The sequence below is a fragment of the Streptomyces sp. NPDC047042 genome (assembly GCF_040644035.1).
Lineage (GTDB): Bacteria > Actinomycetota > Actinomycetes > Streptomycetales > Streptomycetaceae > Streptomyces.
The window spans coordinates 1-13,073 of the sequence record NZ_JBEYVP010000083.1 but is presented as its reverse complement, the minus strand read 5'-3'; the positions used below and the strand labels follow the sequence as shown (position 1 = coordinate 13,073).

Sequence of the window (13,073 nt, the reverse complement as noted above, 5' to 3'; positions counted from 1 at the left end):
TAGGCGGCCGCGGCACTGCGCACGGCGCGCAGCCGGTCACCGCGGGGCCACACGTCGTGGACACCTTCGAATTCGGGGATGGGACGCGGAGCGGCCGTGTCCTGGGCCTTCTCCGTGCTGGGCGCCGGCTTGGGCGTGGTGGTCACGGGCTCAACTCTCAGGATGACGGGCGGTCCGGGTGCGCTCCTCGTAGGCCGCGCGGACCGACCGGTCGGACAGGGCGGCGAGCTGGTCGGGGACAAGGAGGTGATGCATGACGTCGCGGGCACGGCCCGGCAGCAGCGCGGCCAGCCGGGTCAGCGCGGCGATCCGGCGTGGCACGAAGACCTCGAACCGCGGGCGCAGCACGACGTCGAGCACCGCGTCGGCCACCTGATCCGTCGTCAGGCGCGGGGTGCGGCCGGACGCGGTGCCCACGGCCAGCTCGGTCTCCACGACCCCGGGCATCACCAGGGACACCTGCACGCCGGTGCCCCGCAGTTCGGTGCGGACGGCGGTGCTGTAGCCGTGGACGGCGTGCTTCGTCGCCGCGTAGGTCGCCTCGCCGGCCGGGGCGACCTTGCTGGCGGCGGAGGCGATGTTCACGACGTGGCCGTGACCGCGTTTCCGCATCTCCGGGATCACGAGTTTCATCCCCCTCTGTACGCCGTGGACGTTGACGTCGAACTGGCGCAGAGCGGCTTCCTCCGGTTCCTCCTCGAAGGGGCCCACCCACATGATCCCGGCGTTGTTGATCAGTACGTCGATCGGCCCGAGCCGGGTCTCGACGGTACGCAGGAAGCCTTCGAAGGAAGGTGTGTCGGTGACGTCGAGAGGCAGCCCGAGCAGCCGGCCACCGGGATGCGCGCCGATGGCATCAGCCGTCTCGACGGCCAGCTCCGCGTCGAGATCGCCGATCGCCACGGAGGCTCCGGCCGCGGCGAGCCGGGCCGCGACGGCCCGCCCGATTCCGCGCCCCGCCCCGGTGACCGCGATCACCTTGCCGGTCAGCGGCTGTGCACGGGAGAGCCGGTCGCGGTTTCTCCGGCTCGATGTCCTCGACGTCCTCGATGTGCTGGATGTGCTGGATGTGTACGGGTCTTCGGGCGGTGCCGCCACGGTCGAACCCCTTCTCTCCCTGCCCAGAGCATGAGCGGAACGCCAAGCAGCGTGGCGGCAAGCGGCCCCCACACGCGTCTGACACGTCACCGTGTCAGATCATCTGACAAGCTAGAGTGTCAGTTCGGAGCACACCGGTGTCAACACCTCTGCGAAGGGGAGAAATGGCCGGCACACAGACCGCCGGGCGGCGTTACGGCGGACGCGACGCGGCGCAACGACAGCAGGAGCGCCGCGCCCGCCTCATCCAGGCGGGCCTCGACCTGTTCGGCACGGCCGGCTACGCCTCGGTCTCCGTCAAACAGGTGTGCTCGCACGCCGGACTGACCGAGCGCTACTTCTACGAGTCGTTCCGCGACCGCGAGGACCTGCTCGCCGGGGTCTACAACGAGCTGGTCGCCACGATCACCGCCGACACCGCGCAGGCCGCGGCCGCTGCCGCCCCCGATGTCGACGCCCAGCTGCGCGCCGGCCTCGAGGTGTTCATCCGCGCACTGGCCGGCGACGCCCGCACGGCCCGCCTGGTGCTTATCGAGGTCGTGGGCGCGAGCCCCCGCCTCGAGGTTCGCCGCCGCGAGGTCCTGCACGAGTTCGCCGCGATGGTCGCCGCCGTCGTCGGACCGCTCCCCGGTACGGAAGCCTCCTCCCGCCGGCTCACCATGACCACGATGAGCCTGGTCGGCGGAGTCAACGAACTCCTCGTGGACTGGACCCTCGGCCACCAGAACGCCACCGTCGAAGAACTGATCGACCTGTGCCACACCCTGTTCACAGCGGCCTACCGAGCCGTCAGCGATCAGCCCTGATCACACCGGCCCGGACGGAGATTGTCGCGGAGTCAGTTCGCGAGAGCGGCTGGACTCGCGAGAGCGGCTGGACCTACAGCGCCGGGCCCGAAGCGCCTGCGGGCGCGGTCGGCGGCGGCCTCGGCCGCGCGGGCCCGGTCGTCGCCCGGGTCCAGGGAGAGCTGACGGTAAGTACTGTCGGCCGGCAGCAGATTGTCCGCGCGGATCGCGTAGGAGCGGACTCGCGCTCGTTGCAGTCCCAGGGCGGCCAGCAGCCCAAGGGCGGTCGCCGCGAGGGCGGGTGAATGGTCGGTCGGTTCCGGCAGTGTGCAGGTGCGTGTGGTGGAGCTGTGGTCGGCATAGCGCACCGTCAGGGCGAGCCGCCCGGTGACCTGGCTCTCGCCGCGCAGGCGTTGGCCGATCCGGTCGGCAAGCCCCAGGACCGCTCGATGATGCTGCGCTGGATCGAGGCAGTCCCGCTCCAGCACCAGGTCGGCGACCATGCGCTCCGCCGGTTCCGCCGGAGCGACCGGGCGGGGATCGCGCCCGCGGGCACGCTCGGCGAGCAGCCGGGCGGGAACGGCGCCGAGAAGCCGCTGCAGGGTCCCGCCGGGCAGGTCGACGACCTGCCCGATGGTGTGCAGCCCGTACCTGCCGAGCGTCTCCGCGGTGGCACGGCTGATCCCGGGCAACGCGGTGACCGGCCGCGGATACAGCCAGTCGCCCACTTGCCCGGCGGGGACCCAGGTGGTGTCGCCGGGTGCGGACGCGTCGGCCGCCATCGCCGCCAGCATGCGGTTGCCCGCGAGCCCCGCGCTGCTGTCGATGCCGTAGAGCCCCTTCAGCCTCAGTTTCGCCAGCTGGACGGCGTCGTAGGGGGACAGATCGAAGTATCTGAGCGCCGACGTCAGGTCGAGCTGGACGGCGTCGGGCGGTACGGCCTGGACATGAGGCGTGACACCGGACATCAGTTCGATTACGTCGGCGTACTGGGCCTCGCTCAGTGCGGCGTGCAGATGGAGGTGGGCTATGTGCCGCTGACGCCTGGTCATCCCGCGCTCCCCGGACTGGTGTGGCCGAACTTCTTCAGGTCGGCCGAGCGGGTCCCGGCGGGCTGGAGGTCGGCGTACGGATGCAGCCGGGCGCCGGTGGTGCCGTTGGCCAGGGTCCGCCGCGGCTGGGCGGGGGTCGGGGCCGGACGGTCGGTACCGAGGAGGGCGAGCGCGGCCTCGGGGCCGTTGTCGCGGCGGGCGGCGGCGATCTCGTCCAGGTCCCAGGCCATGGAGCCGACGACGGTACGCCGGGTGCCGCGCACCTGGACCGTGCCGCGCACCAGCAGCAGCCCGCTGTGGAAGACGGTGTACGCGCACGCCGGATGCGAATCCTCGAAGAAGGCCAGGTCGACCAGGCCGGAGCCGTCCTCCAGCGTCACGAAGATGACCCGCCTGCCGCTGGCGATCGGCGGGGTCTGCGTGGAGGCCCGTACACCGGCGACCAGGACCTGCTGACCGGCCCGCAGCCCGGCCAGATGCGCCGCGTCGGTCGCGCCGATCTCGCGCAGCAGCCGGTGGTGGTGCTCCATCAGATGCCTGGAGACGTCGATGCCGAGGGTGTTCAGCTCGGCGCTGAGGGCCTCGCGGCCGGTCATCTCCGGCAGACCGCTCGGCTCCGCACCACCGACGGCGCCCGCGTCGATGGGCAGTTGGCCGTTGCCTGCCGACCGGGCGCGGGAGGCCCGATGGAGTTCGGCGATCTGGAGCAACAGGTCGCGCCGGGTGAGACGCCCGTCGTGCAGACAGCCCAGGGCGCCGATCTCCGCGAGGCGTTCGGCGACCGGACGGCTGGGGCGCCCTCGCTGCCAGAAGTCCGACAACGATCCGTACGGCTGCCCCTCCTCGATCCGGGCGCACTCCTCCGCGCCGATGCCGTGCACCGCCGACAGGGCGAGCCGCACACCCCACTGCTCTCCCTCTCCGCCGGCTCTCTCCACGGTGTGCTTCACCTTGGAGTGGTTGATGTCGACGGGCAGGATCGGCACACCACGCCGACGGGCGTCGGAGACCAGGACCCGCTTGGGCCACATCCCGGGGTCGTGTTCGAGCAGGCCGGCCAGCAGGTACGCCGGATGGTGCGCCTTGAGCCAGGCGCTCTGCAGGGCCGGTACGGCGAAGGCGACCGCGTGGGCCCGGCAGAAGCCGTACGCGCCGAAGGCCTCGACAGTCCTCCAGACCTCGTCCCGGACGGCGGCGCTGTAGCCACGCGCGCGTGCCAGGCCGTGGAACCAGTCCCGGATCGCGGGCAGCCGGTTCTTGTCACCGAGCGCCCGCCGCGCGATCTCCGCGAGGGCCAGGTCGCAGCCGGTCATCACATGCAGCGTCTCGATGATCTGCTCGTGCCAGATGGTCACGCCGTAGGTGTCGGCGAGCACCGGCTCCAGGTCCCGGTGGGCGTACGCCGGTGTGCCGCCGTGCCGGGCGGCGATGTACCGCTCGGGCATGCCACCGGCGACCGGCCCCGGACGGAAGAGGCTGATGTCGGCGATGACGTCCTGCACGTCGCGCGGCTGCAGCCGGGACAGCAGGTCCTGCTGTCCAGTTCATTGGTCAAGTCAGGTGTCGGGTTTTGTGGTGTCGGGTTTCCTGGGGACAGCATGGCGAGACCTCGATCCACCCGGTATCGACATCATCGTGAAACTCGGCGACGAAGCCACCGCCATCCGCGTTCAGAAAGCCTGCCAAACCAGCTACTTCCGCCCTTACACGAGCACCGACGTGACCGGCCGCGAGCTCGGCGGCGCAGTCAAGAACATCGTGGCGCTCGCGATCGGCATCGCCTCCTGCATGGGCCTGGGCCACAACGCACAGGCCATGCTCATCACCTGCGGCCTTGCCGAGACCACCCGTCTGGCCGTGGCCATGGGCGCGCATCCCGCCACCCTCGCCGGACTGGCCGGCCTCGGGGACCTGGTCGCCAACTGTTCCTCCCCGCGCTCACGCAACCGCACCTTCTTTCCGCTGTTCAAATCTGTCTCATGAGATGTGTGGTTCAGTCTCGACTCATTGTGGGTGAGCTGACGGGAGTTCCTCTGAGGCTCCTGGGGAGGGTGCGAGAGTGGACCTTGCTTTTGTGCAGTCTGGGATGCTGGAGAAGTACCTGGACAGTGAAGTGATCTCCGCGGTGGAGGTGGCCGCGCTGCTAAAGCGGAGGGGTGTCCTCGACGGGACGCCTGTGTACCTCGACGAGGAGACACAGATGCCGGTCCCGCCTCTGTGTGAGTTCGGCGGATATCTCTCGACGGCCTTGTTGGATATGACCACCCTGAAGGACTACGGGCAGGTGCTCGGCCGGCTGGACGACCACTCGGGCGGCCTGGGCAGCGAGTGCTCGTGAGCGCCGTGCCGGCCGTCTGCCGCTGGCACGTCAGCTCAGGCGTTGCCCACCCCTCGCAGGACGGCACGCCCTGGTGCCGCCTTCCCCACGCTGTGCTGTGCCCTGCCCGGCCCGCCCCGCAGGTGACTCCCGAACTCGCCGAGCTGCGGCATGCTGGCCGTCAACACCCGCCGCCTGATCGACGCCGGCGCCTTCACCCCGCCACCGGCCGCACCCGCCTGCACTCCCAAGCCAGCCGCGTCCGCCTGCACTCCCAAGCCGGCCGCGTCCGCCTGCCGCCCGGCCCGGCCGGCCGTGCAGATCCTGTACGTCCGCTACCTCGCCGCCCATCCCGTCGAGGAGATCCGCTGCGTTGCCCAGACCCGGCGCCGCCACCGGTGCACCAGCGACCCCTGGTGCGCGGTCACGGCAGGCTCCAATCATTCGTAGCCAACGTCCTCAGCGTGCCCAAGGCCGCCGCGGATCCTGACGGGAGATGGGTTTACCTTCAGCGGTCCGTTGCAGTGCGGACATAGCATTTCCATGCCAAGCTGTTGCGTCTCGCGGGAACATATGGCGGCGCACCGAGGGCAACGGACAGCGAGCTCCTTTCCAGTATTAAACGCCGTGACGATGAGAGGATGCGTACCCCGAACCTTGATGTCTGCGAACTTGGCAATGGCCAAGTCGAGATCGTCTTGGAGCGCAAAGACGCCAGTGTGCGTTCTCGTGACTACACCCCCGTCGTCTACGTGCTCGACTACGCCCACCTCGGCGGCCTTGCGCTCAAGGAACTGAAAATCAGTAAGCACTCCGAACAGATCGTCAAGCTTCCCGCCTTCTGCAAGGTGATAGGGCAGCTCGCTGAGGGCGCGTTCATGGCCGCCCTTCCACTCGCCCGTGCCCTGCGGGTCGGCCTTCCTGCGGAAGTAGGATGCGATCGCGACGTGCGACTCTACGTACGCCGCGTTCGTATCGAGATATCGCTTTTTCACAGCTTGCTCTAGCTGAGTGTGGAAAAAGTCCAGCTCGCCGCCCCGGGGTCGTAGGTATTGGCGGATACCGCGCTCGATAAGCGGCACCACCGACGCATCCTGTCCTTCTTCCCCAGTGACGACAAGCTCACGTAGCTCAGTACTGGACATGCCCGTCCGGCCGGCGCAGATATACGAGCACCACTGTCTTACTCGGTCGGTTCCAAACGCCCGCTCCAGAGACTCCAATCTCCATTCGAAAAGGCTAACTGCGTCCGGCCGTAGCCGTGGAAGCTCAGCGATAACTGAGCGGACGACCCGCTGCATATCGTTGCCACTTAGTGCGCGCAATTCGTTCAGCATTACCAGGAGGTACAACGGGTTCCTGGCCTGTTCTAGTTGACAAATTGCATCGATCTCGGCTGACTCCAATTCTTTGCAATACTCCTCTAGGTACGCCACGACGATCACGCGGACGTCCTGTTCAGTGAGCCCAGGCAACTCCACCTGACGGAACTGCGTCCTACGGGCTCGTCGTGCTGCTGCTAGCGGCGTGGTGGCACCGTCAGATGGTTCCGTGTCGGCGTATGTGAGGACGACACGCACACCATCCCCCAACTGGTGCGGCAGCCACGCCAGATCTTGGCCGTCGGCCAACTGGTCCACAGCATCGAGTAACAGGACAATATGCTTCTCACTCTCGTACGCACCCAGACGCTCCGCAAGAGACCTGCTCAGGGCTTCTCGCCCCGCGGCGGGACCAACAGGCGCCGGATCGGGGATCTCCACGCGGTCGAGCTCGCCATTGAGTCGGGCGAGCATGGACCGAACGTCGGCCGACTGCTCCGTGGCTCCCACAAAGTGGCTGACAACGTAATGACGCGTGGCGGCCAGGTTCTCGGCAAGCTTCGCCAGCAACGCCGACTTACCCTGACCCGCTGGCGCCTGGACAACACAGACCCGACTTTCTCCGACAGATTGATCAATGTCTACAAAATTTGCGAGCAAGTGCAACTGATCCGCTCGTCCCGTGAAACCCCGCAAACGTCCACTCGCATACCTAGCCATTTCCCGGGCTTCGGCGTCCAGGGGATCGAGAGCGCGAGGTCTGGCCGCCTCGACCAATTGGGTCCAGAGGTATTCGGGGATCGGATGGGAATCGTCGGTGTAGTAGGAATCGTGCTCTGGGTCATGCCCGAGAACGCGCCGCCATGTCTCCTTCGCGACGTACCGCTCGTCACGGAGCACCCCCGACCACAAGTCCTCGAGCACGGTTCGGCCAAAGCCGTCCAGGGAAGAGAAACCCGACCCTGTCCACGTTCCTTCATAGCGGCGAACCGGCCTGCCCGAAGACTCGACGCGCTCCATGAACGAAACGAGGTGGCTCTGTTGGGCGCGGCTCACGTATTCGGCGTAGATGTTCGCTGGCGCTGTCTCGGGCACTCTCGATGAGCGGACATAAAAGAAGCTGCGCCGCCGCAACCGGCCATCCAGTACCGCGTGGCGTACCTCCAGCTCGGTGATCGACATCCCCTCGTATGCCTGCGGCCCCTCCTGTTCCCCGATTTCGGAGGAAGTCAAGACGTGGCCATAGCGCTGACCAATCATGCAAATGAAGAACGGTTCAACCAAATCGATCCAGCGCCTGCAGTACTGCCACGGGTTCGCCCGCTCCCCATCCCATCCGGTCTCCGGCACACCCCAGCGGAGGTCGACGTCGTAGAATTCCAACCCAAGGCGGTCCAGTCGCTCCCGTAGCTCCGGAAAAACTGCTGCGACTAGATGATCGCGTTCCGCGTGCATGTCGCGAAATGTGGAGGAGATAAAGACACGGACTTGTCTGAACGTCTCCGTCATAGCAGCTCCATCCACGAAGCGGTGGGGAGTCCTGCGACAAACTCTACCCTTGGCCCCATCCAGTGCACACCAGAGAGTCACTTTCCTCGTGGCGTGGGGGCGATTTACTGAAGTTCGCACGCCTGCCGTAGCCACACTGGTCGGGCAGGCGCAGCATGGTGGAGGGAGGTGACGTCCGTGGAAGACGCGGAGCGCCGAGAGCTACTAGCGGCCGTCCGCCGCGCCCTCCGGCGGGAGGCCGGGGTCCTAGCCGTCAGTCCGGAACTCACCTGGCAGCAGTTGTACAACCAGCTTCAGTGGTCAGGTAGCGCCGCCACGACAGTGCTGGAGCGGGAGCGGCAGCGCCAACCGCCCACGCGGACTTGGTTCTGGGTGCAATCCCCGCCGGCGGACTCACAGGCCCTCATTGCGGTGCTGGGGCAGACTAACTCGCCTTTCGCTTTCGCCCCCGATGGATCAACATTGATCATCGTGCATGCCGGGTACCTGAGGTATGTAAATGTCCTGACCGGCATGCCGACCCGCACGATCGAGCTGGTCGGCGGGACAACCCAACCGGTTCGCGGCTGTGCGGTCAGCCCAGATGGTTCATTCATGGCCAGCGCGACGGAACAGGCTCTCCGACTCTGGCGCCTTCCTACTGGGGAGTCCCTGAGAACACTCCGCAGCGGTGAGCCTGCCGACGAGAGCGATGGTGGTGGCAGTGCACAGTTTCCGGATGCCGGCCCAAAAAATCTCGTTGTCGCGCAGGAGCCCTTGCCTTGCGCGATCAGCCCAGATGCCTCGTATGCCGTCGGCAGTGGCCCCGACCATGCCATCAAGATTTGGGACACGGCCTCCGGCCAGCTGCGCGCGTCATTCAGTGGCCACACGGGGCCGGTGACAACCTGCGCGGTCAGTATGGATGGTTCGTTGGTCGTCTCGGCATCGCACGATGGCACGCTACGCCTGTGGAACCCGTCGACTGGATGGCTCGGCACTATCGTCGCCGTTTCCTACGGAGGCCGCCGCCGCCATCCCGCGGCAGCCCCTGGCTCGGCAACAGACCCGAACTCGGAAGTCCCCCGCCAGCCAGGCGCCAAGCTCTCAGCCTCAGAGGTGGTCGCTCTTCCCGTCAACGGATGCGCCATCGGCCCCGATGCTTCGTTCCTCGTTGCAGTCAGCGAGGATCAGGTCACGGTATGGGATCTCCCCAGTGGGCAGGTCCGGTGGTCGCAACAACATCTGGGTGGTGCACGGTCCTGCGCAATCAGCCCCGACGGGGCATTCGTCGTCTCTGGTGGCGAGCGCGGGGATCTCCGCCTGTGGGACGTGACCAGCGGCACGGAGCTGACCAGTTTGACTGGTCACACCGGGTCTGTGGATGTGTGCGCAGTAGGCCCTGACGCCACCGTCATCGCGTCCCGAGCCGAAGACGGTATCAGGTTGTGGGACGGCCGCGCCCGTGGCGAGCAGGAGTCGCTCGCGGGTCACGGAAAACGGATTACGGCCTGCCGCTTCGATGCGACTGGTGAGTACCTGGCCTCCGCAGCAGCGGATAGCAGTCTGGTGGTGTGGGAGGCGGACGGGCGACGACGCATTGCATCCCTCGAAGGGCACGACGACGTCGTACAAGACTGTGCCTTCACTCCGGACGGTACGCAGCTCGTGTCCGCCTCACGCGATAGGACTGTCCGGGTGTGGGACGCTCACAGCGGAACAGAGCAGCGCTTGTTCAAAGCAAGGCGACCGGTGTGGGGGTGCTCTATGCGCCCCGACGGCGGCGCCGTCCTATTCGGTTGGGACAAGCGGCCCGCTCTGTGGGACCTACAAACAGGGCATCACCTCATGGAGTACGAAGCACAAGAGAGCGGCATCTGGCGATGTGCATTCAGTCCGGATGGGACTTGGACGGTGACCTCCGGCGACGACGGCACGCTCACCGTCCACGACAGCGAAAGCGGTGCCAAACGGGCCAAACTCACTGGGCACGCTGATACCGCCGGGGTATGCGCCGTCAGCCCAGACGGTGCCTTCATCGTCTCTGGTGGAGTCGACCGCACGGTGCGGATCTGGGATACCGAGCCGTTTCGTCAACGCTATGTACTCAATGGTCACACTGATGCGGTCTGGGGCTGCGCCGTGAGCCCGGATGCGCGGATCGTCGCATCGGTGAGCTGGGACGGCTCTCTGCGGGTGTGGGACGCTCAATCCGGACGCGAGCAAATGTGCTTCGAACTCCCACACACCCTTCATGCACTTGCGTTCCACCCTTGGCAACCAGTTGTGGCCCTAGGCGACCGAATCGGGTGGCTGCACCGCGTGGAGCTTGTCGGCTTGGATTTCGGACCGGTTGTCGTCACAGCATACGAGGCCGACGGTGCTCTCCTTATGCGGTGCCCCGCATGTCACTTCAATAGTCCAGTGACTGAGAACGCCCTCGGTAACGGCCTAGCCTGCCCCGCATGCAACATGCCCGTAAGGCTATCCAAAGCAATCTTGCAGCCACTGCCGAAACCAGGTGCAGGACGCGGACAGGGGCGCGTAATCGCTGTAGCTCAGGACGATAGTGGCGTCGACGAGCGGGCGCTGGAACTGATGAACATCATGAGGACGTGCTTTTGTGGCACCCAGTTTGAGTTGTTGCGGTACGCCTGCCCCAACTGCGGAAGTTCGTGGTCCTTCTCCACCGGAGACTTGCCCGTCGAAGCCATCGAATTCAGGGAGAACCGGCAGAGTTTGTCCGCCCTGCACGTAAGCCGAGGCGCAACGCTGGCCAATCGGGGCCAGCATGAGGAGGCACTGGAGGAGTACGGGAAGGCAATCCAGGCTAATCCTTGGAACGCGACCGCGCACCAGAACGTGGGTACAGCAATGTGGCGTCTGGGTGACTTGACCGAGGCGCTGCGCTGGTACGAGGAAGCCCTCCGCCTTGATCCGAGGCGTGCACTACCGGCGAAGATGGCAACGCTCATCCGTCAGATCCGCGGGCTGGAGGAACAGGCAAGGACGGACCTAGAGTCGGGGCAGCCGGACAACGCGCTGGCCAACCTGACAGCGGCCGCTGACCTCTGCGCGGAGACCGCGCACCGACAGCAGATTGAACAGGTCATCCGAGCCCTGTCCGCCGAGTGACCGCTCCGGCTCCCTGGCGAGCAACGCTGCTTCCCGAGGTGATGCTGGTTCCTCTGGCGCCGCACCGGCTACTTCGGCACACTGAGGCTATGAGTCTCAAGGATTTCTGGGTCAGATACTTCGGTGCAAGGACGACTCCTATTGATTCGGTGCGTGGCAATCTTTGGAACCCCTCTGTCGGTCCAGGCGTCTACGCCGGCGACGGCGCCGCACATCAGAACGCGGTTCTTGAGCAATACAAAATGTATGTGGAGATGGCTGACCGTGTAAGCGCCAGACGAAGTCTTACCAATACATTCTTCCTTACTCTGAATACTGCGATCTTCACGGTAATTGGGGCCCTCTGGAAGGAGAGACCGACAGAATCTCCGTGGCTACTGCTCTTTCCGTTGGTGGCTCTCGTCGTCCAATGTGGCGCATGGTTCTTTCTCGTGCGCTCCTATCGGCAGCTCAACTCTGCAAAGTACACAGTGATCGGCGTACTGGAGGAGCAACTCCCTGCATCACCCTACTGGAAGGCCGAGTGGAAAGCTCTAGGGGAGGGAAAGGATACGGCCAAATACTGGCCGCTCACACATCTTGAACAGTGGGTGCCAGCAGTATTCGCCGCTACTTATCTAGCGGGATTTATCACAGCCGTGACCGCCTGATCGACCAGGAGTCGGCTAAGGGTTGTCCCGTAAATGATCTCTGACGTGCTGGGTGACCTGCCGGTTTCTGCGTCACCCAGCAAGGACGAGGTTGTGCAGGCGGGCGATGCCGAGCATGGCGTGGTGAACGCCGTCGCCTTTCAGGCGGCAGTCGCGGAGGATCTTCCAGCCCTTCAGGCGGGCGAAGACATGCTCGACGCGAGCGCGGACCTTTCGATGGGAAGTGTTGTGTTCCTCCTTCCATGCAGGGAGTTCGGCCTGGCCCTTCTCGCGTCGGTGCGGGATGACCAGGCCGGTGCCCCGGTATCCGCCGTCCACGATGACGGTGGTGTTGCCGACGGCGTCCTTCGCGCCGGACAGCCCCCATGCCTTGCAGTCGTTCCGGTTGCGGGGCAGCGGACGGCCGACCGCGACGACGAGCCGGGTGTCGGCGTCGATGACGACCTGGTGGTTGGTGGAGTACCGGAACAGCGCCCACCGACCCTCGGTGCGCGTCCATGCCCTGCCGTTTAGGAAGCTGCGGAGCTTTTTCCTTATCTTCCAGTCGGTGAAGTCCGAGTGCCTGAACGGCCTCTGGATCTCATTCGCGTGCTCGTTCATCACCGAGCGCTCGTCGCGCAGGGGGCGCTGTTAACGAACGACGAACCAAGGGTTTTGTAGCTCAATGTGATGCTCAGGCCAAGTTGATCGACTCCGGAGCGAACCTCCCGACCGTCGTACACCCGGTGCCGCAGGGTCGTGACGGCTTTAGTCACGCCGCGCCTGCCAGACTTCCAATTGATACCGGCCAGGCGGAGGTGAGGAGTTTGGTGGAGCAACTCTTGGCCGTACTCGCTGGTGGCGTGCTTGCACTCGGTGGCTCGCTGTTGCAGGCCCGGCATCAGCGTCAGCAGGCCCATGATGAGCGAGTGTGGACCAGGCGGGCAGACCTGTACGTCGATCTTCTCAGTGACTCGGACAACCGCGAGCTGAAGGCAAGGGTGCAAGCCTTCGCCTCGGACCGTGTCCAACAGCTCTACGAGCCGTACAAGACCGCGTATGAGCAAAGGAACTTCTACGCATTGGAAAATGGTGGCGTGGACGACCTTGGCGAGTTCGAGCCCCCGGACGACGCTGAGATGCGGCGTTTGACCCCGGTTATTCAGCGGAATTGGGTGAGCTGACGGCCTGACAGCAGAAAGGTGCCGCTGACCTGCGAGGATGCGAGTGTCTAGGTCGTATCCGGT

Annotated in this window: 10 protein-coding genes and 3 pseudogenes; 8 read left to right on the top strand and 5 right to left on the bottom strand. The window is 65.8% G+C overall.

The genetic code is table 11. From position 1 onward, the window contains the following. Nucleotides 1–150: 150 nt before the first annotated feature. Nucleotides 151–1,098, bottom strand: coding sequence for an SDR family oxidoreductase (locus ABZ855_RS47380; RefSeq protein ID WP_360820001.1), 948 nt, complete (start codon nucleotides 1,096–1,098; stop codon nucleotides 151–153). Between the two features lie 164 nt (nucleotides 1,099–1,262). Here ABZ855_RS47380 and ABZ855_RS47375 point away from each other — a divergent pair, with 164 nt between their 5' ends. Continuing rightward, nucleotides 1,263–1,904, top strand: coding sequence for a TetR/AcrR family transcriptional regulator (locus ABZ855_RS47375; protein WP_360819998.1), 642 nt, complete (start codon nucleotides 1,263–1,265; stop codon nucleotides 1,902–1,904). Nucleotides 1,905–1,936: 32 nt separating this feature from the next. Here the strand turns inward: ABZ855_RS47375 and ABZ855_RS47370 are convergent, their stop codons facing one another. Next, nucleotides 1,937–2,935 carry an ImpB/MucB/SamB family protein gene (locus ABZ855_RS47370; protein ID WP_360819996.1) on the bottom strand — a complete coding sequence of 333 codons (999 nt, stop codon included), beginning with the start codon at nucleotides 2,933–2,935 and terminating at the stop codon, nucleotides 1,937–1,939. Beyond that, nucleotides 2,932–4,476 (bottom strand): annotated as a pseudogene (locus ABZ855_RS47365) (DNA polymerase III subunit alpha); the annotation flags it as partial. The pseudogene ABZ855_RS47365 and the gene ABZ855_RS47370, both read right to left, overlap by 4 nt. A 106-nt stretch (nucleotides 4,477–4,582) precedes the next feature. Here ABZ855_RS47365 and ABZ855_RS47360 point away from each other — a divergent pair. From ABZ855_RS47360 to ABZ855_RS47345, 4 genes and pseudogenes are all read left to right on the top strand, one after another. Next, nucleotides 4,583–4,891 (top strand): annotated as a pseudogene (locus tag ABZ855_RS47360) (glycerol-3-phosphate acyltransferase); the annotation flags it as partial. A gap of 130 nt (nucleotides 4,892–5,021) precedes the next feature. Further along, nucleotides 5,022–5,273, top strand: coding sequence for a hypothetical protein (locus ABZ855_RS47355; RefSeq protein ID WP_360819993.1), 252 nt, complete (start codon nucleotides 5,022–5,024; stop codon nucleotides 5,271–5,273). After that, nucleotides 5,264–5,374, top strand: a pseudogene (locus ABZ855_RS47350) (DUF6083 domain-containing protein); the annotation flags it as partial. The gene ABZ855_RS47355 and the pseudogene ABZ855_RS47350, both read left to right, overlap by 10 nt. A gap of 49 nt (nucleotides 5,375–5,423) precedes the next feature. Next, complete coding sequence (locus tag ABZ855_RS47345; protein WP_360820004.1) at nucleotides 5,424–5,702, top strand: hypothetical protein; 279 nt, start codon at nucleotides 5,424–5,426, stop codon at nucleotides 5,700–5,702. Here the strand turns inward: ABZ855_RS47345 and ABZ855_RS47340 are convergent. Beyond that, nucleotides 5,693–8,083, bottom strand: a complete 2,391-nt coding sequence (locus ABZ855_RS47340; RefSeq protein WP_360819990.1) for a DUF4062 domain-containing protein — start codon at nucleotides 8,081–8,083, stop codon at nucleotides 5,693–5,695. The genes ABZ855_RS47345 and ABZ855_RS47340 overlap by 10 nt on opposite strands. Before the next feature lie 177 nt (nucleotides 8,084–8,260). Between ABZ855_RS47340 and ABZ855_RS47335 the strand changes: the two genes are divergently transcribed. Continuing rightward, nucleotides 8,261–11,197 carry a tetratricopeptide repeat protein gene (locus ABZ855_RS47335; protein ID WP_360819987.1) on the top strand — a complete coding sequence of 979 codons (2,937 nt, stop codon included), beginning with the start codon at nucleotides 8,261–8,263 and terminating at the stop codon, nucleotides 11,195–11,197. An 89-nt stretch (nucleotides 11,198–11,286) separates the two neighbouring features. After that, nucleotides 11,287–11,847: a hypothetical protein gene (locus tag ABZ855_RS47330; RefSeq protein WP_360819984.1), complete on the top strand. Its 561-nt coding sequence runs from the start codon at nucleotides 11,287–11,289 to the stop codon at nucleotides 11,845–11,847. A 72-nt stretch (nucleotides 11,848–11,919) separates the two neighbouring features. Here the strand turns inward: ABZ855_RS47330 and ABZ855_RS47325 are convergent, their stop codons facing one another. Beyond that, nucleotides 11,920–12,447, bottom strand: a complete 528-nt coding sequence (locus ABZ855_RS47325; RefSeq protein WP_360819981.1) for a transposase — start codon at nucleotides 12,445–12,447, stop codon at nucleotides 11,920–11,922. A 209-nt stretch (nucleotides 12,448–12,656) separates the two neighbouring features. On the opposite strand from ABZ855_RS47325, the gene ABZ855_RS47320 reads away from it, so the two are divergent. Continuing rightward, nucleotides 12,657–13,010 (top strand): hypothetical protein, encoded by a 354-nt coding sequence (locus ABZ855_RS47320; protein WP_360819978.1) that lies wholly within the window; start codon nucleotides 12,657–12,659, stop codon nucleotides 13,008–13,010. The last annotated feature ends 63 nt before the right edge of the window (nucleotides 13,011–13,073 follow it).